We start from the raw sequence: 22,460 nt of genomic DNA on the forward strand, positions 1-22,460 counted from the left end.
GGCCGGGCGGTCACGGCGTCAGTGGTGGTCGCGCAACTCCGCGAACCACCGGACGATCAAAGGCGTGGCCGCGACGTTCGACCCCACGTGCCGCGAACCCTGATGGTCCACGGGACCCACGTCGACGACCGGTGCGTACACGCCGTTCCCCGCCAGAGCAGCCCTGCACCGCTCGGTGTTGGCGGTGACGGCCTGCTCGTCCCCTGATGCCATGTACAGCCGCACCAGGGCCTCCGGTACCCAGTCCGTGCACACGGCGTCCGTCGTACGCAGCGCGTCCGCCAGCCGGCCGGTCGGATGCTCCAGCATCCTGCGGCCCCGCTCCGTCAGCAGCTCGTCCAGGGACCCCGGGGTGCCCTGCATGACCTCTGCGCCGGTGTGGGTGCCGTCGAAGAGCGCCTCGATGTGAGAGGCGTACCGCGCCTCGAAGACCTCACCGGGGTCGGCGTAGACGCGATGCAGCCGGTTGAAGGCGACCAGGGTGTACGCCGCGTAGACGACCCCGGACTTGGCCTCCACGTCACCGGCGAACAACGCGGGCAGTTCCGTTCCGCCGAAGTCGTACGCGCCGCTGACCGGCGCGAGGGCGCCGAGCCGGAACCACCGGTCCTCCCCGGCCTCCAGAGCCCGGCCGAGCCCCAGGGCCGCCGAGGCGCCCTGGGAGAAACCGGTGACCATGACGTCGCGCTCCAGGACGTGCCCGGTACGCGGGACGAACGCACGCGCCGCACGCAGCATGTCCAGGGACGCCGTGGTCTCCGATGGGACGTCCATCCATGGATGCGGACCGGGACCGGTACCCATGCCCAGGTAGTCGGGCGCGACCCCGGCCGCCCCCGCCGCCGCGTGCGCCACGGCAGGCGCGGACACGAACCTGGCCCGCTGCACGGACGGAGCGTCGCCCCTGTGGACACCCGTGCCGTGAGCGAACGAGACAGCGCTCAAACGGCGTTCGGAGGACAGCGGCAGTACGAGCAGCCCGCTCGCCGTCGTACGCCGCCCGTGGGCGTCGACGGTCCGGTAGACCAGCCGGTAGGCCACGACGCCGTGCCGGACGGTGTCGCCCGAGAAGCCCGCCTCGGTAAGTTCGCCGACCACGGCCTCCGGTGTGGGAAGCGTGTACAGCCTCTCAGCCGAGACCAGCGCGCCCCGCGTCCACATCGTCCCCCGCTGCTCCCCGGCCTGCTGTAATACCCGCGCGTACGACGTCGGCTCGACGGCGTGGGCGGCGGACGCGCCGAGCAGGAGAGCGCAGCAGGCGGCAGCCGCCACTGCTCTCAGCGGACGGCGGTGGGTCCGGTCACGACGAGCACGCACCCATAAGGGCCGGTGCCGGCCCCTTCTCAGAAGACGGGCGGCGCTGGAGACGGCCATGGTTCCCCCAAGTAGGTCGGGACTGCGGTCCGTCAAGCCTTACGGACCCCGGCCGCCACCGCACTGGTACTTCCCCCCGGCACCGGATGGGGCCTTCCCCACTCACACCGCCGACGGCGCCCGCCACGCGGATCCGGCGCGGGACACCGGGCTCCCCGCCCGATAGCGTCGCCGCCATGGACTCTTCGGAATCAGGGATCAGCCACATCAGCGTCCGCATCGACCGCCCCGCCGGTGAGGTCTACGACTACGCGTCGGACCCCCGGAACCTGCCCGCATGGGCTTCCGGGCTCAGCAGCTCGATCACGGAGACCGGCGGCCGCTGGGTCGCGGACTCCCCCATGGGCAGGGTGTCGGTGTCCTTCGCGCCCAGGAACGAATTCGGGATCCTGGACCACGAGGTCACGCTCCCCAACGGCGAAACCGTTCACAACCCGGTACGGGTGATCCCCGACACCGCAGGCTGCGACGTCGTGTTCACCCTGCGCCGCCAACCCGGCATGAGCGACGCCGACTTCCGGCGGGACGCCGAAACCGTCACCGCCGACCTCGCGACGCTCAAGCACCTCATGGAACGGGCGTGACGACAGAGCTGTCCTGATGTCGGACAGGGCCTGACGACGGAACGGTCCTGACCAGGAGGGCCGCCCGGCTCAGGTCCCCGTGATCCGGGCCTCGTCGCCGGCCCCGTCGGACAGGAACGACGCCAGGCTCCTGCCCTCCTCGACGACGGCACCACGCTCGCCCCTGGTGAAGGGACGCAGCGGCGTCACCGACACCGCGCCTGCCTCCACGGTCCAGGTCGCACCCACGCGCCCGTCGACCAGCACCACCCGCGCCCCCTCCACCGACAGGCCCCGGTGCGCGTCGTCGATGATCCGGCTCCGGTCGTGATAGCCGAGGATCGCGTTGTCGAAGGCGGGCAGGAACCGTACGGGCGCCGGGGTGTCGGGGTCCGGGCGTGGCGCGCCGGGCAGATCCAGCAGCTCGCGGCCCCGCTCGTCCCGGAAGGCGACCAGTTCGCCCCTGACGGCCGCCACCGCCTTCGGAAGCCCGGCAAGGCCGCACCAGGCCCGCAGATCCGCCGAGGCCGCCGGCCCGAACGCCGCGAGGTAGCGGCGTACGAGCGTCTCCCCCACCGGGTCCGAGCCCTCCGGAGCCGGGGGATCGGGGTCGCGGCCCAGCCAGTCGGTGAGCGGAGTGTTGCGGACGCCCGCCTTGACGCCCCACAGCCCGCGCGGCGGCATCTGGACCATCGGCACGAGGGCCACCACCATCTCGCCCAGGGCCCGCCGCCCCCGATCGGGCCACCGCTCTGCGAGCGCCTCGGCGATCCCGGTCATGGTCCGGGGCTGTCCGTCCGCCATCAACGTGCGTGCCGCCGAGGCCAGTTCGCCGAGGTCCACACCATCGAGCTCACGCCGGTACACACCCAGCACCTTCTGCCGGAGCATCGCGTCATGGCGTGTACGCCAGGCCAGGACGTCATCGGCCGCGACGAGATGGACCGTACGCCGCATGAGGTGCGTGCGCACCACGCTCCGCCCGGTCAGCAGGGTGTCCAGTGCCGGCGCCTCGAACCCGCTCAGCCGGGCCCACAACCCAGTGAAGGGTTCCTGCGGCTCCTGCGCCTGGAGCCCGCACAGGTGGACGACGGCCTCCTGCGGTGTCATCGCCGATCGCTCCAGCAGCAGTTGCCGGGCGAGCGCCGCCCGGTTCAGCGCGCGGTCGCCGAGTACGGTCACGCCCCCACCACCTGATGGCGCCGCGCTCCAGCCCTCGCACCCGTCGGTCTACGGACGGCGTTCACGCGGGGACCGCCCCCAGCCACTCCCGGGTGCCCCGGTCCGCCGCCGACGCGAAGCCCAGCCAGGTGTGCCGGTTACCCGCCCAGCACCAGCCGATCTTGGGGGCGTTGCGGCGCTCCCGGCCGTCACGGCCCGTACCGTTGCTGATCCAGATCGCCGGAGTACGCGCGTCCAGCGCGCCGTTCGCCTTGCGCAACCTCGAACCGATGGTCATGAAGCAGCGGTTGCGCTCCAGGGCGGCCGGCTGCTGAAGCACCCATTGGATGCCCTCGGTGAGCAGCAACGGGGTGCGCCCGTGCTTCGTGATGGCGGGCAGCGCCTCGTCCGGGCTCCAGTTGGACATGTCGTCGCCACGGTCGAGACCGGTGACGAGATAGACCGGCGCGTCCGGCAGCCCGACGGTGTCCAGCGGGCCGAACTCATCGACGTCGGTCATGTCACCGACCACGAAACCGGGTCTGCCCTCGCGGTTGAGCAGCGGCGCGAGGTCCGAAGCCGGTACGCGGCCGGGGTGCACCGCGAGGAGCGCGTCGCCGCCGCTGCCGTCCCCCTCGGCGCCCGCGGCGAAGGCACGCAGCTCGGTGGCGGAGATCCCCGCCCTCTCGTGCAGACCGAGCTCGGTCAGCACCTCGGCCTGGTCTACGAGTGATGGAAGGGCAGTCACGGCGGCTGTGGGTGTCGGCTCGGGCACGGGGCTCCCTCGGTTCGTGATTGCGGACGAAGCGGGCGCCGGGTCAACGAGGTGCCGCTCCGGATCGTTCCCGGCGCCGCCACGCCCCACGCCCCTCTCTCTTTACGTCCCCGGCCGGCATACCCGCTCACTCGGGCAGTGCGAGGAGTTCGCGGAGTCCTGCGACATAGGCCTTCACATCCCGGTCGGCGGGCGCCCCCGCATCGGCAGCCGTGGCAGTGCCCGCGTCCGTGGATGCGCCGGTCAGCGGTGCGGCCGGCTGACGGCAGGGGCGGCAGAGGCCGTCGAGAAGCGCCTCGGGGCGGCCGGGCACCCCGCACTTCACGCACTCCAGCATCGCCCGCCGGACCGGCGTCTGCCTAAGCTCCGACGCGGCAGCGGCAGCCCGGAGCCGAGGGGGCATCTTGTCGGCGAGGCGGCGGCGGACGAAGCCGACCGGCGAGTCGACGGACGCGGGAAGCCCGGCGGTGAGCGCCTGGGTGAGGCGGGCGGCATCGGCGCCGCGAGCCAGCCACTCGGCGGCCAGCGGCTCAAGGACCGCGCAGTCGGCCTCGGACAACCCCAGGCGTGCGTCCCGCTGTCCGAGCCGGGCGAGCGCGAGGAACGCCTCCGACGGCTCCTGGCGACCGGCCACCGCCACTGCGGGCACCGCACCGGCCTCCGGCGCGGGTACGGAGACCGGGGCGGCAACCGAAGCGGGCTCAGGCGCGGCAGGGACGAACGCCACGGGCTCCGGCGCGGCAGAGGCGGACGCCTCGACCGTATCGGCGCCCACAGGCCCACCGGGCGCCCGCTGCACCGGGACGGCTCGAACGGCGCCCGGCCGTGCGCCGGCTCGGTCGCCGGTGTCGGCGATCAGCGCGGCCCACCACTCGTTGTCCCGCGCGGTCCGGGACCAGAAGGTGCGGAACACCCAGCGCACCGGGCCGCCTTCGCCTCCCACGAGGCACCGCACCCGGCGCAGATACCCCGCCACCGACAGCGCCTTGAGCGCGGAGGCGACGGCCTGCTGGCCGTACAGGGGGAGTTGCTTCGCCAGGCCCTTGACGTCCATGGCCGCCCCGTCGGGCAGGCGGTCGACGAAAGCGGCGATACTGCGCTCCCTGACCGGTAGCAGCTCGAAGTCGGCCGCCGTGCGCGGCTGTTGGCCCGGAGCGGAACGCTTGCCGTAGCCGGGATGTGCCATTGGGTACGGGCGGGAGCAGGCAGGCGCCTGCGAGGCGGAGCTAAGGTGCTGGGTAGCCACGGGATCGCGCTTTCGATCTTGGGGTGAGACCCCGGCCTGGTGTTGTGAGCACCGTGTCGGGGTCGTTCGTTTTCGGCACCGTAAACAGTCGCGACTCTCCGCTGCAAGTCGCTCACGATTAGTCATACTTGCTGGCCGTGGCGGGTCTGGGAGGTCAGGGAGGTTTTCCCAACCTGCTTTTACCTACCGGATGTAAGAAGGCGCTCGACTCTCGGAGCCCGCATCCCGTCCCTCGGATCCCGAAACCCGAGCTTCGGGCCCGGAGGGCCGTCAGCATCCCTCGAACGAGTGAGACGACCTGTCCGACGCTCGAACCCCGGCTCTCGAATCCCGACTCTCGGAACCCGGCGCTCGACCCCCGAAACTCGACCCCCGGCTCTCGGATCCCGAAGCTCAGGCCCCGAGCCACGGGCCCGATGTCGGAACCCCGTAGACCTCACCCCAGCACCGGCACCCTGGCGACCACGAAGCCCTCACCGTCCTGGAACTCGATCAGCACCCCGTCATCCACGAGGAAGACCCAGCACTCGGGACAGTCCAGGACGGCGTCGGCGTACGCGCCCACCAGCGCGAGGTCCACGGCAACCGACGGCACACACAGGTTGCCCGGGAACACGACGCCCAGGCCGCCCCCGCCGTACTCGCCCACCAGCCTGCACAACTCGGCGGCGTCGAACCCGCTGGTCCGTTCCAGGACTTCGGCCCCGCTCCAGTCCAACCGCGTCGACCCCACCGAGCCGAAGCGGTTCAGGCTCAGCGCGGCGAACGCCCTGTCCTCCTCGAACGAGAGCACCATCGCCGAAGGCCCCGCGGCGTTCAGCAATGCCTCCACGGTTTCGCCCTGTGTCCCGTAGCCCTCGATCGCGCCCACTCCGCCCCTCAGACGAACCGCGAACTGCTCACAGGCCCCGCCGAGTGCAGCCCCGCCCGGTCGCCCCGCAGCCAGGTGCCGCGCACTCCGGCGACGAAGGCGGTCAGCACCTCGTCGGAGTCGGACGGCGTGGCCCCGTCCCCCTCCTCCGGCTTCGGATCCGCCGCCACGATCTCGGCGGCGATCTCCGCCTCCGGCCGGGTGTCCGGCTCCCCGAACCCCATCTCTCCGTCCTCGCCCGGCATCAGGCGCTCACCCCACGGGGCAACGACCGACTGGTACAGGAAGGTGACGCTGTCGGCCGCGACGGCCGGTGGATCGGTCCAGCAGCTCGCGTGCTCGTGCAGGACCTGCCCCGGAGCCCGGTCGAAGAGCTGCGTGACGACCTCGCCTCCCCCGTCCGCCCGCGCCGTCTCGTCGAGGTCGTGGGCGATGACTACGGTGTCCTCCCGGCCGGCCTCGAAGGGGACCGCGGGAAGGCCCAGCACCTCCGCGGCGGCCAGCCCCAGGATCCGGCTCCCCCGGTCCGGCAGCAGCGACACCGAACGAGGCCGTACCTCCGCGGCGGCGAGTACCGCCCGCAGCCGGAGCAGCCCGTGCAGACACAGTTCATGGCTGTCCTGCGTCCAGGCGTAGCGCCCCGTCATCCCCGCGTCGAATCCGAACGGGGAAAGGGTGCCCAGCACCGTGCCGCCCATGACGTACTGCCAGCCCCGCAGGTCCGCCTCGTCCAGCGTGCTCACCGCCTCGGCTCCCGCCGCGCGCTCCAGCATCAGGTTCTGCCGGTCCCGCGCCCTCAGCCACAGATCCTCGGACGGAGCGCCCAGACGTCCGTGGTGCAGCCGGGCGAGCTCCAGATCCCCCGCCAGCGCGGCGTTGAAGACCAGGAGATAGCGGTCCGGCCAGTCGGCCAGGCCGTCCTCATGGGCGAGCAGCACGTCGGCGGCGTCCCGGTGGCGCCCCTCACGCTCATATGCGGAGACCAGCTCGCGTATCAGCCCCGCCGTACCGGGCGCCAGCCGCAGCGCCTCGCGCATCGCGGGTATCGCCAGATACGGCACCCCGCGCTCCACGCAGGCGTACCCGTAGTCGTAGAGCGACTGCACCCGGTCGGGGTGCTTGGCCAACGCCCCGGCGGCCTCGGAGAGTTCGTCGAAGCCCGCGGCCTCCGCCGCACGCCCCACGACCGACGCGACCTGCTCCAGCGGCGCCGCGGGCACCTGCCTCAACGCGCGCAGCGCACCGGGGACATCATCCCCGTCGAGGCACTCCCAGGCGGCGGCAAGCTCGGGGGACGCGGGGCGTCGATTCCTGCGTGAGAACATGCGGGCGATCCTCCCCCTCAACCCGCAACGACCTCAACCCGATTGATCGCCGCCCGGTTCCTGTCCCCCGTGCGAGCTACGCGCAGGTGTCCACCGTGAGGTGACGATCGGGAACCGCCGGATCCGTAGCGTTCGAGGCGCCGCGGCACCTGGGCCGCGGACCCGGTGAAGGAGCGTTCATGAGGTTCATCCGGCAACTGCTGGCTGTCGTGCTGGTCGCCGTGATCGGTGGTCAGGCCCTCGGCGCCGTCGAGGACAATCCGTGGCTCCAGCTCGTCCTGGGGCTCCTGACGGCCACGGCCGCCGTACTCGTCTACGGATGGGTGGTGCGCAGGACGGAGCGCCGCCCGTCCACCGAGGTGGCCCGCGAGGGCGCCGAGGCCGCGCTCGGCCGGGGGCTGCTGATCGGCACGGCGATGTTCGGCGCCGTCATCACGAACATCTACTTCAACGCCCACTACGAGATCAACGGCCTGGGATCCCCCGTCGGCGCCCTCGGGCTGGTCGGCTTCATGGCGGCGGCCGCCGCGACCGAGGAAGTGATCTTCCGCGGCGTCCTGTTCAGGATCATCGAGGAGCGCACCGGCACCTGGATCGCGCTCACCCTGACCGCAGCCCTGTTCGGCGCCTCCCACCTGCTGAACCCGAACGCCGATCTGTGGGGCGCCACCGCCATCGCGATCGAGGCCGGCGGGATGCTAGCGGCCGCCTACGCCGCGACCCGCAACCTGTGGGTGCCGATCGGCCTGCACTTCGGCTGGAACTTCGCCGCGGCAGGCATCTTCAGCACCGAGGTCTCCGGCAACAACACCCCGCAAGGGCTGCTGGACACCGTCACCTCCGGCCCGGCATGGGTCACCGGCGGCGACTTCGGCCCGGAAGGCAGCGTGTACGCGGTGGTGTTCGGAGCCCTGATCACCGCGGCGTTCATATGGCTGGCACACCGGCGCGGCAACCTGGTGCCCCGCCGCCGCGGCGCCGGCAAGGCCACCGCCGCAACTACACTCCCCCGATGACCGGACTTCCGCGGATCCTGCAACGGTGGCGCCGGCCGAACGCCGTGCTCTGGTACACCCCGCTGGCACTGCTGCTCCTCGCCGCGTCGTTCCTGCCGGGATTCCGCAACAACGGAACGGAGCTCGGCGGCCTCCCGAACCGCCCCTTCGACGCGCTGGCCGTCGTGGCGATCGCCCTCCAGAGCCTCCCGCTCGCCGGACGCCGGCGGTGGCCGGTCGCCTGCCTCACCGCTGTATCGCTCGGCTTCGCCCTCGACCAGCTCCGCGGTTACCACACCCTCGCGGGCACCGCGCTGCCCATCGCGCTGATCAGCGTCGCGTCACTCGTCGAACACCGGCGGCGAACCATCGCGATCGTACTCTCCGCCGCGTACATCCCGTTGGCGGTCGCACTCCACCGGCTCGGCCCGGGCGACCCGCCCAGCGAGTTCGTGGCGTTCTACCTCGCCGTGGCACTCGCCTGGGGCGTCGGGCTGTGGCTTCGCAACACCAGGGCCATGGAGGCCGAGCGCCGCCGCCGCGTCGCAGAGGACACCCGCAATGCCGAACGGACCCGCATCGCCCGCGAACTCCACGACGTCGTGACCCACCACGTGACGGCGATGGTCGTACAGGCCGAGGCCGCACGCTATCTGACCGCCGCGCCCGACCGCCTCGACCAGAGCCTGCGGGCCGTCACGGACACCGGCCGAGAGGCCATCACCGATCTGCGGCACCTGCTCGACCTGCTCGACCCGAACCACGGCGCCGAGACCACCCCGCCGCCCGTCGGCAAGCTCCTGACGCTCGTCGAACAGACTCGACGGGCGGGGCAGCCGGTGGAGTTCACGGAGGAGGGCACCCCCGCCGAGCCGGCCGGCAGCGCCGTCCTCGTCACCTACCGGGTGGTGCAGGAAGCCCTGACGAACGCCCTCAAGTACGCTCATGGCAGCGCCACTTCGGTCCGCGTGCACCATGGCGAAAGGGAGATCTCCGTGGAGGTCAGCACGGACGGCTCCAGCACGGACGGCTCCAGCGCGAAGGCCGCTCCCACCCGCGGAAGCGGACGAGGCCTGGCCGGTCTCCGCGAGCGCGTCGACGTGCTGGGCGGCGACTTCAGCGCCGGCCCGCAGCCGGACGGCGGCTTCGTCGTCCGGGTCCGCATACCCGCCGGGAGCCCTTCGTGACCGACCCGATCCGCGTCCTGATCTGCGACGACCAGGTACTGATCCGCACCGGCCTGGCGACGATCATCGACGCACAGCCCGACCTCGAGGTCGCCGGCGAGTGCGGCGACGGCCGGACCGCGGTCGGCCTCGTCGAGAAGCTTCGCCCGGACGTCGTGGTCATGGACATCCGCATGCCGGTGCTCGACGGCATCGCGGCCACCCGCCTGCTGGCCGGCGCGGGAGTCCCGCACCCCGTCAAGGTGCTGGTCGTGACGACGTTCAACCTGGACGAGTACGTCTACGAGGCGCTGCGCGCCGGGGCGAGCGGATTCCTCCTCAAGGACGCCCCGCCGGACCGGCTGCTCCACGGCATCCGGACCGTGGCCGCCGGCGCGGCACTCCTGGACCCCGAGGTGACACGCCAGCTGGTGGGCCGGTACGCCGCCCGGATCCGGCCCACCGAGGACAAGGGCGCCGACATCCCACTGACCCCCCGCGAACTGGAGGTGCTGCGCCTCATCGCGGACGGCCTCTCCAACAACGAGATCGCCGCGTCCCTCGTGATCAGCCGGGAGACGGTAAAGACCTTCGTCTCACGCATCCTCACCAAACTCGGGCTCCGCGACCGCGTCCAGGCGGTCGTCTACGCCTACCGCCGGGGCCTGGTGTCCTGAACGGCCCCGGCCCCGGCCGGCCTCAGCGCCCCAGCCGCTGCGCGACCTCCGTCGCCCAGTACGTCAGGATCATCCGCGCTCCCGCGCGCCGGATGCCCGTCAGGCTCTCCAGGATCGCCGCGTCCCGGTCGATCCAGCCCTTCTCCGCCGCGGCCTCGATCATCGAGTACTCACCGCTGATCTGGTACGCCGCGACCGGCACGTCCACCGCGTCGGCGACCTTGGCGAGAACGTCCAGGTAGGGACCGGCCGGCTTGACCATGACCATGTCGGCGCCCTCCTCCAGGTCAAGCGCGAGCTCCCGCATCGACTCCCGCAGATTCGCCGGGTCCTGCTGGTACGTCTTGCGGTCGCCCTTCAGGGAGGAGCCGACCGCCTCGCGGAACGGGCCGTAGAAGGCGGAGGAGTACTTCGCGGTGTAGGCGAGGATCGACACGTCCTCGTATCCCGTCTGGTCCAGCGCGTCACGGATCACCCCGACCTGGCCGTCCATCATCCCGCTCGGGCCCACCACGTGCGCGCCCGCGTCGGCCTGCACCTGCGCCATCTCCGCGTACCGCTCCAGCGTCGCGTCGTTGTCGACGCGGCCGTCCTCGGTCAGCACCCCGCAGTGACCGTGGTCGGTGAACTCGTCCAGACAGAGGTCAGACATGATCACCAGGTCGTCACCGACCTCCTCCCGCACCGCCCGCAGGGCGACCTGGAGGATGCCGTCCGGGTCGGTCCCCGCCGTGCCCCGGCCGTCCTTCTTCTCCTCCAGCGGGACACCGAAGAGCATGATCCCCGAGACACCCGCCGCGACGGCGTCCACGGCGGCCTTCCGCAGCGTGTCCAGGGTGTGCTGCTGGACACCGGGCATGGCCGAGATGGCGACCGGGGCGTCGATGCCCTCACGTACGAACGCCGGCAGGATCAGGTTCGCCGGATCGAGCCGGGTCTCGGCCACCATGCGCCGCATGACAGGGGTCGTACGCAGCCGGCGGGGCCGCGAGCCGGGGAAGTTTCCGTACTCAGTCATCCTTCGAGACTAGACCCGTACACATCGCCGATTTACCGACAGTCCACCCGGAAAAAGCGGGACCGAAGCCACCCGGGGGCGAGGAATTACGTCGACAGCCCCCGGCCGGTCCGGCAGAGTGCTTGCCCGTGACGAGCAGCGACCTGTGGGACCACGAGACCGCCGAACGCTACGACGCCGGGGAGGCCCCGAGATCCACCGCCGCCTTCCTCCGGCCCACCCTCGACCTCCTCGCCGGACTCGCCGGCGACGGGCCGGCCCTGGAGTTCGCCATCGGGACCGGCCGCGTCGGCATCCCGCTCCGTGAACGCGGCGTGCCCGTGACCGGCATCGAGTACTCCGAGCACATGGCGGCCGTACTCCGACGCAAGATCGGCGAGGACCGGCTCCCGGTCCACATCGGGGACATGGCCACCGCCAAGGTCCCCGGCACGTTCTCCCTGGTGTACGTCGTCTACAACACCATCGGGAACCTGCTCACCCAGGACGAGCAGGTCGAGTGCTTCCGCAACGCCGCACACCACCTGGAGCCCGGCGGCCGGTTCGTCGTAGAGCTCGGTGTGCCGCCGCTGCGGCTCCTGCCCCCGACCCAGACCGCCGTGCCGTTCGACGTCTCCGAGCAGCACCTCGGCTTCGACACCTTCGACCTGACCGAGCAGCTCCTCGTCTCGCACCACTTCTTCCGCGAGGAGGACGGCCGCTACCGCAGGGGCGCCTCCCGGCAGCGGTACGCCTGGCCGGCCGAGCTCGACCTCATGGCGCGCATCGCCGGGCTCCGGCTGGAACGCCGGGTCGCCGACTGGGAGGGCACCCCGTTCACCCAGGACTCCGACGGCCACATCTCCGTCTGGCGCAAACCGCTCTGAGACCGGGAGCCCACGCGTGAGGGGCCGGCCGCTCCCCTCGGGAAGCGACCGGCCCCTCGGCCGTACCTACGCTCAGGTGGTCGACCTGCGACGCCGCGCACCCGGGCGCCGCTCGCTCGGCCGGGTCACCGGGTCACCGGCCTCCTTCGCCGCGTCCCGGCGCTGCGCGCCGAAGTCCGCGAGCGCCTGGGCCAGCTTGTGCACCGAGGGCTCCGGGGACAGCACGTCGACCCGCAGGCCGTGCTCCTCCGCCGTCTTCGCCGTGGCGGGACCGATACAGGCGATCACCGTCACGTTGTGCGGCTTGCCCGCGATACCGACCAGGTTGCGGACGGTCGAGGACGAGGTGAAGAGCACCGCGTCGAAACCGCCGCCCTTGATCGCCTCCCGGGTGTCGGCGGGCGGCGGCGAGGCGCGGACCGTGCGGTACGCGGTGACGTCGTCGACCTCCCAGCCGAGCTCGATCAGCCCGGCCACCAGGGTCTCGGTGGCGATGTCCGCACGCGGCAGGAACACCCGGTCGATCGGGTCGAAGACCGGGTCGTACGGCGGCCAGTCCTCCAGCAGACCGGCGGCCGACTGCTCACCGGACGGCATCAGGTCGGGCTTCACACCGAAGTCCACCAGCGCGGCGCCCGTCTGCTCACCGACGGCCGCGACCTTGATCCCGGCGAAGGCACGGGCGTCGAGCCCGTACTCCTCGAACTTCTCCCGGACCGCCTTCACCGCGTTGACCGAGGTGAACGCGATCCACTCGTAGCGCCCCGTGACCAGGCCCTTGACCGCCCGCTCCATCTGCTGGGGCGTACGCGGCGGCTCGACCGCGATCGTCGGAACCTCGTGCGGCACCGCGCCGTAGGAGCGCAGCTGGTCGGAGAGCGAAGCCGCCTGCTCCTTCGTACGCGGCACGAGGACCTTCCAGCCGAACAGCGGCTTGGACTCGAACCACGCGAGCTGGTCACGCTGGGCGGCGGAGCTGCGCTCCCCGACCACGGCTATGACCGGCAGGTGCCCGTCGGGCGAGGGGAGGACCTTCGCCTGCTTCAGCACCTGGGCGATCGTCCCGAGGGTCGCCGTCCAGGTGCGCTGGCGGGTCGTCGTCCCGGCGATCGTGACCGTGAGCGGGGTGTCGGGCTTGCGGCCCGCCGAGACCAGCTCACCGGCGGCCGCCGCCACCGAGTCGAGCGACGTGGACACGACGGCCGTCGCGTCGCTCGCGCCGACCTCGGACCAGCAGCGGTCCGAAGCCGTACGAGCGTCGACGAAACGCACGTCGGCGCCCTGCGCGTCGCGGAGCGGGACACCGGCGTACGCGGGCACACCGACCGCGTTCGCGATGCCGGGCACGACCTCGAAGGGCACGCCCGCGGCGGCACAGGCGAGCATCTCGGCGCCCGTCCCAGCGTCCAGGCCGGGGTCGCCCGACACGGCACGGACCACCCGCCTGCCACCCTTGGCGGCCTCCATGACAAGATTGGCGGCATCCCTGAGGACGGGTACTCCGGCGGGTGTTGACGCCGTGTCAACAACCGTCATCTCAGGCGTGCTTACCCCTGCCCTGGCATGGCCGCGAACGACGTCGAGAACGTCCGGTTCGGCGACAAGGACGTCCGCGCTCGCGAGCGCCTCGACAGCGCGCAGAGTCAGCAGTCCCGGGTCGCCGGGACCGGCGCCGAGGAAGGTGACATGCCCTGCGGACAGGACAGGGAAGTCGGATACGACAGGGCCGGTGGGGCTCAAAGTGCTCGCTCCCCCATAAGACCGGCCGCACCCTTGGCAAGCATCTCGGCCGCGAGCTCGCGACCGAGGGCCGCCGCGTCGTCGTGCGACGTGGGGACGGGACCGGTGGTGGACAGCTGCACCAGGGAGGTGCCGTCGGTGGAACCGACGACACCGCGCAGGCGCAGTTCGTTGACAACCTGCCCGTCGGCCAAGAGGTCGGCCAGCGCACCCACAGGTGCGGAGCATCCGGCCTCCAGGGCGTTGAGCAGGGCACGCTCGGCGGTCACGGCGATCCGGGTGTACGGATCGTCGAGCTCGGCGAGCGCCGCGGCGAGGTCGGCGCTGCTTTCAGCGCACTCGATCGCCAGTGCTCCCTGGCCGGGAGCGGGAAGGACGGTGTCGACCGGCAGGAAGCCGGTGACCTCGTCCGTGCGTCCGAGGCGGCTCAGCCCGGCCGCGGCGAGTACCACCGCGTCCAGCTCTCCGCTCCGTACGAAACCTATGCGCGTATCGACGTTCCCGCGGATCGCGACGGTCTCTATCTCGAGGCCGTGCGAGCGGGCGTACGCGTTGAGCTGCGCCATGCGGCGCGGCGAGCCGGTGCCGACGCGGGAACCCGGCGGCAGCTGCTCGAAGGTCAGGCCGTCGCGCGCCACCAGGGCGTCGCGCGGGTCCTCACGGACCGGCACCGCGGCCAGGACGAGGCCTTCGGGCTGCACGGTCGGAAGGTCCTTGAGCGAGTGGACGGCGAAGTCCACCTCGCCGCTCAGCAGCGCCTCGCGCAGCGCGGCGACGAACACACCGGTCCCGCCGATCTGCGCCAGGTTCTCCCGGGACACGTCTCCGTACGTGGTGATCTCGACGAGCTCGACGGCACGTCCGGTCACCTCACGGACCGCGTCGGCGACCATGCCGGACTGCGCCATGGCGAGCTTGCTCCGCCGGGTGCCCAGCCGGAGCGGTGTTGTGGTCTCCCCACCCAGGGGTGAGTTGTCGGTCATGACCGCCCTCTATTCGGGTCGTTCAGGTCTGCCCGGGAGACGGCGGCCACCGTCTGCGGGTCGAGGTCGAAGAGTTCGCGCAGCGCATCCGCGTACCCGGCGCCGCCGGGCTCGCTCGCGAGCTGCTTGACCCGCACGGTGGGCGCGTGCAGGAGCTTGTCGACGACGCGGCGCACGGTCTGCGTGATCTCGGCGCGCTGCTTCTCGTCCAGGTCGGGAAGGCGCCCGTCGAGCCGTGCGATCTCGCCCGCCACCACGTCGGCGGCCATCGTGCGCAGCGCGACGACGGTCGGGGTGATGTGGGCGGCGCGCTGAGCGGCGCCGAACGCGGCGACCTCGTCGGCCACGATGGTGCGCACCTGGTCCACATCGGCGGCCATCGGGGCGTCGGCGGACGCCTCGGCGAGCGACTCGATGTCGACGAGGCGCACACCGGCGACGCGGTGGGCCGCTCCGTCGATGTCGCGCGGCATCGCGAGGTCCAGCAGGTGCATCCGGGCCGGGCCGGATGCGGGGGCCGGCCGCGGCGCACGGCGCGCGGCGCGGTCCCGGTCGGCCGTCGTGGCGGATCCGTTCTCCACCCACGCCGCGTGCTGGTCCAGCTCGTCGGGCGCCGCTACGGCGGGAGCCTCGGGCGCCTGGGTGGCGGTCTCGAACTCCACGCCGAGCGCGTGGGCGACGGCCTCCGCGGTCAGCACCAGGCCGGTCGCTCCGGTGCAGGAGACGACGATGTCGGCACGTGTCAGCTCGCCCGCCACCGCGGTCATCTCCACGGCACGCGCGGTCGGTACGCCGGCCTGGCCGAGGATCTCGACGAGCCGGTCCGCACGGGCCCGGGTCCGGTTGGCGACGACGATCTCCTCGGTCCCCGCGCGGGCCAGGGTGGCGGCGGCGAGCGAGGACATCGATCCGGCGCCGATGACCAGGGCGCGCTTGCCCGCAGCCCACTCGGTGACCTCGGCGCCATCGGCCAACTGCTCCAGACCGAAGGTGACGAGCGACTGCCCGGCCCGGTCGATCCCGGTCTCGCTGTGCGCGCGCTTGCCGACCCGCAGGGCCTGCTGGAACAGGTCGTTCAGCAGACGGCCCGCCGTGTGGAGCTCCTGCCCCAGCGCGAGCGCGTCCTTGATCTGGCCGAGGATCTGGCCCTCGCCGACGACCATCGAGTCCAGCCCGCACGCCACCGAGAAGAGGTGGTGGACGGCACGGTCCTCGTAGTGCACATAAAGATAAGGAGTGAGCTCGTCCAGACCGACCCCGCTGTGCTGCGCGAGGAGGGTGGACAGCTCGGCGACACCCGCGTGGAACTTGTCCACGTCGGCGTACAGCTCGATGCGGTTGCACGTGGCCAGGACGGTGGCCTCGGTCGCGGGCTCGGCGGCGAGGGTGTCCTGAAGGAGCTTCGTCCGGGCGTCGACCGCCAGCGAGGCCCGCTCCAGCACGGAGACGGGGGCGCTGCGGTGGCTCAGACCTACGACCAGAAGACTCATGCCGGCATCACTGCGGGCATGTCCCCGTCAGGTCCCTTCCGGCCGGTGGGGGTGGCGCGCATCGGCGGCGCCGCCTCCTCGTCCTCGTCCGCGACCGCCCTGCCGTCGGCCGCGGCCTCCTCGCCAGCCTTGCGCTGCTCGTGGAAGGCGAGGATCTGCAGCTCGATCGAGAGGTCGACCTTGCGCACGTCGACACCCTCCGGCACGGAGAGCACCGTCGGCGCGAAGTTCAGGATGGAGGTCACACCGGCCGCCACGAGCCGGTCGCAGACCTGCTGCGCCGCACCCGGCGGGGTGGTGATGACACCGATGGACACACCGTTGTCGCTGATGATCCGGTCGAGGTCGTCGGTGTGCTGCACGGCGATCCCCGCGACGGGCGTGCCCGCCATGGCGGGATCGGCGTCGATCAGGGCCGCGACCCGGAAGCCGCGGGAGGCGAACCCGCCGTAGTTGGCGAGCGCCGCGCCGAGGTTACCGATACCGACGATCGCGACCGGCCAGTCCTGTGTGAGCCCGAGCTCACGGGAGATCTGGTAGACGAGGTACTCGACGTCGTACCCGACGCCACGCGTGCCGTAGGAACCCAGGTAGCTGAAGTCCTTGCGCAGCTTGGCGGAGTTGACCCCCGCCGCCGCGGCGAGTTCCTCGGAGGAGACCGTGGGGACCGAGCGCTCGGAGAGCGCGGTCAGCGCGCGGAGATACAGCGGAAGCCGGGCGACGGTGGCCTCGGGAATTCCTCGGCTACGGGTCGCCGGTCGGTGAGTTCGGCCAGTTGCCACGGTGCTCCTGCGGGATGAGCGGGGCTGCAGGCGGCCGTATGTCCTATGACCGCCCCGTCGACAGCAGGCTATGTCTTTGTGAACGCGTGCACAAAGATTGTGTCCGTTTTGTCCTGTCAAAGTGACCGGGGTCACGCGTATTGCCTGCGCGATCCCGGAACCGGTGGCGCCATCAGCCCGTTGCGGGCCCGAAGGGGGCAAGACGGTACACACTCCTCATGTCCACGCCCCCGAGACCACTCAAAACGCCCACGATGTTAACCGGGTTTCGCCGTGGAAGCCCCCTCACGTACGCAGGGCGGCGCGCAGCCGGTCCGGGTCCACCCGCCAGAAGGTGTGCTGCTCGCCGTCGATCAGGACCACCGGGATCTGCTCCCAGTACTCCTTGTGGAGCGACTCGTCCTGCGTGATGTCCCTCTCCACCCAGGACGCCCCGGTCTCCTCGCAGACCGAGCTCACCACGGTCCGCGCGTCGTCGCAGAGGTGGCAGCCGGGCTTCCCCACGAGGGTCACCACCCGCTCCGCGGGCTTCTTCTTCGTACGACGCAGCAGTGCACTCATACCTTCATTCTGCTCCCCGCCCCACGGGCGGTCCCGTACGAGGACGACACGGAATCACCCGTTTAACGCCCCGGTCCCGGAGAGTTCACACCGCCGCATCCCGCCAGGTCGGGAAGAGCCGAACAGAATGGCTATGCTCACGACATGGCCGCTCTTGGATGGCTCACCCCCCGCAGGCGCCCCGCCACGGCACGAAGCGTGCTCGCAGGCGAGGCCGCAGCCGAGGCAGCGCGGAAGTCGGCACTCCCCACCGGTACGGAGGAGCCGCCGGCCGCTCCCGGAGAGGCCGGGGAGCCACCGTTCCCGGTCGCCGGAGACACCCGGGCCGCGGCATTCTTCGACCTCGACAACACCGTGATGCAGGGCGCCGCGATCTTCCACTTCGGCCGCGGCCTGTACAAGCGGAAGTTCTTCCAGCGCCGTGAACTGACCCGGTTCGCCTGGCAGCAGGCCTGGTTCAGGCTGGCCGGCGTCGAGGACCCGGAACACATGCAGGACGCCCGCGACAGCGCCCTGTCCATCGTCAAGGGCCACCGCGTCTCCGAGCTGATGTCCATCGGCGAGGAGATCTACGACGAGTACATGGCCGACCGCATCTGGCCTGGCACCCGCGCCCTCGCCCAGGCCCACCTCGACGCGGGGCAGAAGGTCTGGCTGGTCACCGCCGCACCGGTGGAGACCGCGACGATCATCGCCCGCCGGCTCGGCCTCACCGGCGCACTGGGCACGGTCGCCGAGTCGGTCGACGGCGTCTACACCGGCCGCCTGGTCGGCGAACCGCTCCACGGCCCGGCGAAGGCCGAAGCCGTACGGGCTCTCGCCACCGCGGAGGGCCTGGACCTGGACCGCTGCGCCGCCTACAGCGACTCCCACAACGACATCCCGATGCTCTCCCTGGTCGGCCACCCCTACGCGATCAACCCGGACTCCAAGCTCCGCAAGCACGCCCGCTCCCTCGACTGGCGGCTGCGCGACTACCGCACCGGCCGCAAGGCGGCCAAGGTCGGCATCCCCGCCGCGGCTGGCGTCGGCGCCCTGGCCGGCGGCACCGCCGCCGCCGTGGCGCTCCACCGCCGCCGCCGCTGACCCTCGGCACCTCCCACCACTCCCCCCGCACCCCCGCCGGCCGTCCCGGCGGGGGTGCGGCGCCATGACCGGAGGCGATCCCCCGGCCCGGCGGGAGCCCTCCTGCCGCGGAGGCGACGGCACGCCCGGAGACGTACGGCCAATCGAGAGCGGAACAGCGGCACGGACCATTCATCGCCCCGGCCAGTCGCGTTGCGTCCGGGCGACCACAACCCGCCGTCACCGTAAGCAGATCCCGAAGCCAATCGATCAATAACCGGTCACGATATGCAACTTGAACCGTCACTTAGAGGATACGGAAGCGACGTAATCGATGATTTGAGCAACTGGGTGTAGCACGGCCTGTACGAAGCGTTATTCTCCTCAGACGCACAAGGAGCCCGTCACCCGCTACCACGAGTGATGGTTTTCGAACTGCACGTGATGGAAGCTCTGCCTCTGGGAGTCCCGTGTACCCACACGTCGGGGTTGACACCTCGGGCCTGGCTACGCTGCGCGCAACGGTCCTCGACCACTTGCGCGGCTTCGTCCCCACCGCGTACGCCGTCCCCCAATTCGCCACCCCTGCACCTGCCGGTCCCTGCTACGCGCTGGCCGAACGCAGCGCCGCCGTCGGAAGACGGAGCAGCCGCGGCAGCTCGGCCACGCCTGCCGTCCGTCGGCCGACGGCCGACAGCGACAGCGCGCGCATGATGGATCTCGTCGAGCGCGCGCAGGCCGGTGAGGCCGAGGCCTTCGGCCGCCTGTACGACCAGTACAGCGACACCGTGTACCGGTACATCTACTACCGCGTGGGAGGCAAGGCGACAGCGGAGGACCTGACCAGCGAGACGTTCCTCCGTGCCCTGCGCCGTATCTCGACCTTCACCTGGCAGGGCCGGGACTTCGGCGCCTGGCTGGTCACGATCGCCCGGAACCTGGTCGCGGACCATTTCAAATCCAGTCGCTTCCGACTGGAAGTGACCACCGGCGAAATGCTGGACGCCAACGAGGTGGCCCGGAGCCCGGAGGACTCCGTCCTGGAGTCCCTCTCCAACGCCGCACTGCTGCAGGCCGTGCGCCGCCTGAACCCGCAGCAGCAGGAGTGCGTGACCCTCAGGTTCCTGCAGGGACTCTCGGTCGCCGAGACCGCCCGCGTCATGGGCAAGAACGAGGGCGCGATCAAGACCCTGCAGTACCGGGCGGTGCGCACGCTCGCCCGGCTCCTCCCGGACGACGCCCGCTGACGCCCTTCCCGAGCGCCCGCAGGGCGTCCGTACATGACGCTCCGTGACGTGCTCGTGACACACCGATCGGATCATCTTTCGTCCGTAACCCAAGTGCCGCGCCGCTCGTTGTGCCGGATGCAGGCCCCCTGTCGCCTTGCCTGACCGTTTCCAACCGTTCGCTCGTTCGTGCGGAAACGACTCAGGTGGGCAACCTTCCGGACCCTCAGGGGAGTCGACCGTCATGACGAGAGGAGGTGCCGCCAGTGATCGCAAACGTCTCGGCACACCGGCGGGCGAACGCCTTCGCCCAGGCCCTGGAGGAGCAGTCCCCTCCCGGTGCGGCGGCCGTGCAGCCCGAGGACCCGGCCGAACCGGCCGACCACGGAGAGCTGTTGGCCCTGGCGAACGGCCTCGGTGAGCTGCCGCAGCCGCAATTCGATCCCGAGGTCAAAGTGGTGCAGCGAGCCCAGCTCGTGGCAGCCATGGAGACCATGTTCGCCGAGGGCGGTGCGTCCTCGGGCCCTACGGTGCCCGAGCAACGGACCAAGGGGGCCCACCGGGCCTCCCCGATCCGGAGGCTCCGCCCCCGCTCCCGCTGGGCGAAGGGCCTCACCGCGGGAGGGCTCACGGTCGGTGTGGCGGCGGGAGCGTTCGGCGGGGTGGCCGCTGCCAGTTCGGACGCCCTGCCAGGTGATTCGCTCTACCCGCTCAAGCGCGGGATGGAGGACATCAGCCTCGGCATGGCCAGCGGTGACGCCGACCGCGGCGAGGCCTACCTCGACCAGGCCTCGACCCGCCTCGGCGAGGCCCGCAGGCTGATGGAACGCGCCCGCTCGGGCGAGATGGACCACGAATCGATCGGTGAGATCAGACGCGCCCTCGACGGCATGACGCACGACGCCACCGAAGGCCACCGCCTGCTGCACACCGTCTACCAGCGCGACGGCTCCATCGGGCCGATCCAGAAGCTGGACTCCTTCTCCCGCTCGCACCGCGCGAGCTGGAGCAGCCTCCGCGAGCGCCTGCCCGTCCAGCTGGCCGACATCGGGGACAGGGTCAGCTCCGTCTTCGAGGCCATGGAACAGGAAGTCGCACCGCTGCAGTCCCTGCTGCCACGCACACCGGGCACCGGACAGGACGCACCGTCCGCCGGCTCCCCGCGACAGGACGAGGACTCCCCGGCCCCCGGCCGCAAGGCTCCCTCGTCCCAGACTCCGGAGGACGACACCTCCGCCGGCACCACACCGAAACCGTCCGGCTCCGACAGCGGCCCGGACGAGGGACTGCTCGGCGGCTCCACCGACGGCCTGCTCGACGACCTCCCGACGGACGGCGCCACCCCGTCGTCCCCGGACGACAGCTCCGACGCGTCCCCCGCGCCGGACGTCACCCTGCCCCCGCTGCTCCCGGGCCTGCTGCCCGGTCTGGGCATCGACGGCGAGGACATCGAACCGTAATCGGGATGCGTGCGTGAGGGGCGCCGTCCGGCCGGACGGCGCCCCTCACGCATGCGAGTCCGTGTCAGAAGAAGACCGACCGGCGCTGCACCAGCAGCTTGTACAGGGTGTGCTGGATCTGCTCCCGCACCTGGTCGGTGAGGTTGAACATCAGCATCGGGTCCTCCGCCGCCTCCGGCGGATAGCCGTCCGTCGGGATCGGCTCCCCGAACTGGATGGTCCACTTCGTCGGCAACGGCAGCACACCGAGCGGACCCAGCCACGGAAACGTCGGTGTGATCGGGAAGTACGGCACCCCGAGAACCCTCGCGAGGGTCTTGGAGTTGCCGATCATCGGATAGATCTCCTCCGCGCCCACGATCGAGCACGGAATGATCGGCACACCGGCCCGCAGAGCCGTCGAGACGAATCCGCCCCTTCCGAAGCGCTGCAGCTTGTACCGCTCGCCGAACGGCTTCCCGATGCCCTTGAAGCCCTCCGGCATCACCCCGACGACCTCACCGCCGGTCAGCAGACGCTCGGCGTCCTCGGCGCAGGCCAGGGTGTGCCCGGCCTTCCTGGCCAGCTCGTTGACGACCGGAAGCATGAAGACGAGGTCGGCCGCGAGGAGACGCAGGTGCCGCTGTGCCGGGTGGTTGTCGTGCACGGCGACCTGGAGCATCAGACCGTCCAGCGGGAGCGTCCCGGAGTGGTTGGCCACGATGAGCGCCCCGCCGTCCGACGGGATGTTCTCGATGCCCTTGACCTCGACCCGGAAGTACTTGTCCGCGAGCGGCCGCAGCACCGACATGAGGACCTGGTCGGTCAGCTCCTCGTCGTAACCGAACTCGTCGACCTCGTAGTCGCCGGTGAGCCTGCGCCGCAGAAAGGCGAGCCCGCCGGCGATACGCCGGTCCCAGTCGCTCGCGGGCCCCTTCACGCTCTCGTCCGAGGGCACACCGGCCCCTTCCGGCACCTGAGTGCCCGGAAGGGCGCTGACGGGCGCGGGAAGGGCGGACGCGGGCGCCTGCACCCGTCCACCACCCGCAGGGATGCCTCTGCGCCGCCCCACGCCCGTGCGTGAGCGGTCGTCGTCGAAGGGAATGACCTTGGCGTCCGCCATCGTCGGTCGCGCTC

General features: G+C 71.4%; 21 protein-coding genes. 8 read left to right on the forward strand and 13 right to left on the reverse strand.

Annotated features, from left to right (window positions below; genetic code table 11):
* Positions 1-18 precede the first annotated feature (18 nt).
* Positions 19-1,098, reverse strand: coding sequence for a lipase (locus tag ACGFNN_RS28360; protein WP_393560073.1), 1,080 nt, complete (start codon positions 1,096-1,098; stop codon positions 19-21).
* A 452-nt stretch (positions 1,099-1,550) separates the two neighbouring features.
* Between ACGFNN_RS28360 and ACGFNN_RS28365 the strand changes: the two genes are divergently transcribed.
* Positions 1,551-1,958 (forward strand): SRPBCC family protein, encoded by a 408-nt coding sequence (locus tag ACGFNN_RS28365; protein WP_393560075.1) that lies wholly within the window; start codon positions 1,551-1,553, stop codon positions 1,956-1,958.
* A gap of 69 nt (positions 1,959-2,027) precedes the next feature.
* Here ACGFNN_RS28365 and ACGFNN_RS28370 read toward each other — a convergent pair whose 3' ends face one another.
* From ACGFNN_RS28370 to ACGFNN_RS28390, 5 genes are all read right to left on the reverse strand, one after another.
* Positions 2,028-3,119 (reverse strand): winged helix DNA-binding domain-containing protein, encoded by a 1,092-nt coding sequence (locus tag ACGFNN_RS28370; protein WP_393560077.1) that lies wholly within the window; start codon positions 3,117-3,119, stop codon positions 2,028-2,030.
* Between the two features lie 61 nt (positions 3,120-3,180).
* Entirely contained in the window at positions 3,181-3,873 is a 693-nt protein-coding gene (locus ACGFNN_RS28375; RefSeq protein ID WP_393560079.1) for a DUF5701 family protein, read from the reverse strand.
* A 127-nt stretch (positions 3,874-4,000) separates the two neighbouring features.
* Positions 4,001-5,119 carry a MarR family transcriptional regulator gene (locus tag ACGFNN_RS28380; RefSeq protein WP_393560081.1) on the reverse strand — a complete coding sequence of 373 codons (1,119 nt, stop codon included), beginning with the start codon at positions 5,117-5,119 and terminating at the stop codon, positions 4,001-4,003.
* A gap of 436 nt (positions 5,120-5,555) precedes the next feature.
* Entirely contained in the window at positions 5,556-5,990 is a 435-nt protein-coding gene (locus tag ACGFNN_RS28385) for a hypothetical protein (RefSeq protein ID WP_393560082.1), read from the reverse strand.
* A gap of 8 nt (positions 5,991-5,998) precedes the next feature.
* Positions 5,999-7,315 (reverse strand): hypothetical protein, encoded by a 1,317-nt coding sequence (locus ACGFNN_RS28390; protein ID WP_393560084.1) that lies wholly within the window; start codon positions 7,313-7,315, stop codon positions 5,999-6,001.
* A gap of 179 nt (positions 7,316-7,494) precedes the next feature.
* Here ACGFNN_RS28390 and ACGFNN_RS28395 point away from each other — a divergent pair, with 179 nt between their 5' ends.
* From ACGFNN_RS28395 to ACGFNN_RS28405, 3 genes are read left to right on the forward strand one after another with little or no spacing between them, the layout of a single operon-like run.
* Entirely contained in the window at positions 7,495-8,331 is an 837-nt protein-coding gene (locus ACGFNN_RS28395) for a CPBP family intramembrane glutamic endopeptidase (protein ID WP_393560086.1), read from the forward strand.
* Positions 8,328-9,497, forward strand: a complete 1,170-nt coding sequence (locus ACGFNN_RS28400; protein ID WP_393560088.1) for a sensor histidine kinase — start codon at positions 8,328-8,330, stop codon at positions 9,495-9,497. Before ACGFNN_RS28395 ends, ACGFNN_RS28400 begins: the two co-directional genes overlap by 4 nt.
* Positions 9,494-10,153 (forward strand): response regulator transcription factor, encoded by a 660-nt coding sequence (locus ACGFNN_RS28405; protein WP_362663991.1) that lies wholly within the window; start codon positions 9,494-9,496, stop codon positions 10,151-10,153. Before ACGFNN_RS28400 ends, ACGFNN_RS28405 begins: the two co-directional genes overlap by 4 nt.
* A 22-nt stretch (positions 10,154-10,175) precedes the next feature.
* Here ACGFNN_RS28405 and hemB read toward each other — a convergent pair whose 3' ends face one another.
* Positions 10,176-11,171: a porphobilinogen synthase gene (hemB, locus tag ACGFNN_RS28410; RefSeq protein ID WP_393560090.1), complete on the reverse strand. Its 996-nt coding sequence runs from the start codon at positions 11,169-11,171 to the stop codon at positions 10,176-10,178.
* Positions 11,172-11,299: 128 nt separating this feature from the next.
* Here hemB and ACGFNN_RS28415 point away from each other — a divergent pair, with 128 nt between their 5' ends.
* Complete coding sequence (locus ACGFNN_RS28415; protein WP_393560092.1) at positions 11,300-12,037, forward strand: class I SAM-dependent DNA methyltransferase; 738 nt, start codon at positions 11,300-11,302, stop codon at positions 12,035-12,037.
* 72 nt (positions 12,038-12,109) lie between these two features.
* Here ACGFNN_RS28415 and ACGFNN_RS28420 read toward each other — a convergent pair whose 3' ends face one another.
* From ACGFNN_RS28420 to ACGFNN_RS28440, 5 genes are all read right to left on the reverse strand, one after another.
* Positions 12,110-13,777 carry a uroporphyrinogen-III synthase gene (locus ACGFNN_RS28420; RefSeq protein WP_393560094.1) on the reverse strand — a complete coding sequence of 556 codons (1,668 nt, stop codon included), beginning with the start codon at positions 13,775-13,777 and terminating at the stop codon, positions 12,110-12,112.
* Positions 13,774-14,760: a hydroxymethylbilane synthase gene (hemC, locus tag ACGFNN_RS28425; protein ID WP_362663998.1), complete on the reverse strand. Its 987-nt coding sequence runs from the start codon at positions 14,758-14,760 to the stop codon at positions 13,774-13,776. The genes ACGFNN_RS28420 and hemC overlap by 4 nt, the downstream gene beginning before the upstream one ends.
* Entirely contained in the window at positions 14,757-16,250 is a 1,494-nt protein-coding gene (locus ACGFNN_RS28430; RefSeq protein WP_393560096.1) for a glutamyl-tRNA reductase, read from the reverse strand. Before ACGFNN_RS28430 ends, hemC begins: the two co-directional genes overlap by 4 nt.
* Positions 16,247-17,032 carry a redox-sensing transcriptional repressor Rex gene (locus ACGFNN_RS28435; protein WP_362553377.1) on the reverse strand — a complete coding sequence of 262 codons (786 nt, stop codon included), beginning with the start codon at positions 17,030-17,032 and terminating at the stop codon, positions 16,247-16,249. The genes ACGFNN_RS28430 and ACGFNN_RS28435 overlap by 4 nt, the downstream gene beginning before the upstream one ends.
* A gap of 285 nt (positions 17,033-17,317) precedes the next feature.
* Entirely contained in the window at positions 17,318-17,593 is a 276-nt protein-coding gene (locus tag ACGFNN_RS28440; protein WP_362553379.1) for a glutaredoxin family protein, read from the reverse strand.
* 144 nt (positions 17,594-17,737) lie between these two features.
* Between ACGFNN_RS28440 and ACGFNN_RS28445 the strand changes: the two genes are divergently transcribed.
* From ACGFNN_RS28445 to ACGFNN_RS28455, 3 genes are all read left to right on the forward strand, one after another.
* Complete coding sequence (locus ACGFNN_RS28445; protein WP_393560098.1) at positions 17,738-18,679, forward strand: HAD family hydrolase; 942 nt, start codon at positions 17,738-17,740, stop codon at positions 18,677-18,679.
* A 449-nt stretch (positions 18,680-19,128) separates the two neighbouring features.
* A complete protein-coding gene (locus ACGFNN_RS28450; RefSeq protein WP_362553385.1) occupies positions 19,129-19,905 on the forward strand; it encodes an ECF subfamily RNA polymerase sigma factor, BldN family in 777 nt (258 codons plus the stop codon).
* 245 nt (positions 19,906-20,150) lie between these two features.
* Positions 20,151-21,344: a DUF5667 domain-containing protein gene (locus tag ACGFNN_RS28455; protein ID WP_393560100.1), complete on the forward strand. Its 1,194-nt coding sequence runs from the start codon at positions 20,151-20,153 to the stop codon at positions 21,342-21,344.
* Between the two features lie 64 nt (positions 21,345-21,408).
* Here ACGFNN_RS28455 and ACGFNN_RS28460 read toward each other — a convergent pair whose 3' ends face one another.
* The gene (locus ACGFNN_RS28460; protein WP_393560102.1) at positions 21,409-22,446 is read right to left on the reverse strand and encodes a lysophospholipid acyltransferase family protein; all 1,038 of its coding nucleotides are present in this window, start codon (positions 22,444-22,446) and stop codon (positions 21,409-21,411) included.
* Positions 22,447-22,460: the final 14 nt, after the last annotated feature.

Origin of the sequence: Streptomyces sp. NPDC048590 (assembly GCF_043199535.1) — a bacterium.
Lineage (GTDB): Bacteria > Actinomycetota > Actinomycetes > Streptomycetales > Streptomycetaceae > Streptomyces.

Excerpts from the sequence above, each read along its gene's own strand:
- ACGFNN_RS28365 (WP_393560075.1), top strand. The coding sequence starts at position 1,551 with ATGGACTCTTCGGAATCAGGGATCAGCCACATCAGCGTCCGCATCGAC.
- ACGFNN_RS28390 (WP_393560084.1), bottom strand. The coding sequence starts at position 7,315 with ATGTTCTCACGCAGGAATCGACGCCCCGCGTCCCCCGAGCTTGCCGCC.
- ACGFNN_RS28395 (WP_393560086.1), top strand. The coding sequence starts at position 7,495 with ATGAGGTTCATCCGGCAACTGCTGGCTGTCGTGCTGGTCGCCGTGATC.
- ACGFNN_RS28400 (WP_393560088.1), top strand. The coding sequence starts at position 8,328 with ATGACCGGACTTCCGCGGATCCTGCAACGGTGGCGCCGGCCGAACGCC.
- hemB (WP_393560090.1), bottom strand. The coding sequence starts at position 11,171 with ATGACTGAGTACGGAAACTTCCCCGGCTCGCGGCCCCGCCGGCTGCGT.
- hemC (WP_362663998.1), bottom strand. The coding sequence starts at position 14,760 with ATGACCGACAACTCACCCCTGGGTGGGGAGACCACAACACCGCTCCGG.
- ACGFNN_RS28430 (WP_393560096.1), bottom strand. The coding sequence starts at position 16,250 with ATGAGTCTTCTGGTCGTAGGTCTGAGCCACCGCAGCGCCCCCGTCTCC.
- ACGFNN_RS28440 (WP_362553379.1), bottom strand. The coding sequence starts at position 17,593 with ATGAGTGCACTGCTGCGTCGTACGAAGAAGAAGCCCGCGGAGCGGGTG.
- ACGFNN_RS28445 (WP_393560098.1), top strand. The coding sequence starts at position 17,738 with ATGGCCGCTCTTGGATGGCTCACCCCCCGCAGGCGCCCCGCCACGGCA.
- ACGFNN_RS28460 (WP_393560102.1), bottom strand. The coding sequence starts at position 22,446 with ATGGCGGACGCCAAGGTCATTCCCTTCGACGACGACCGCTCACGCACG.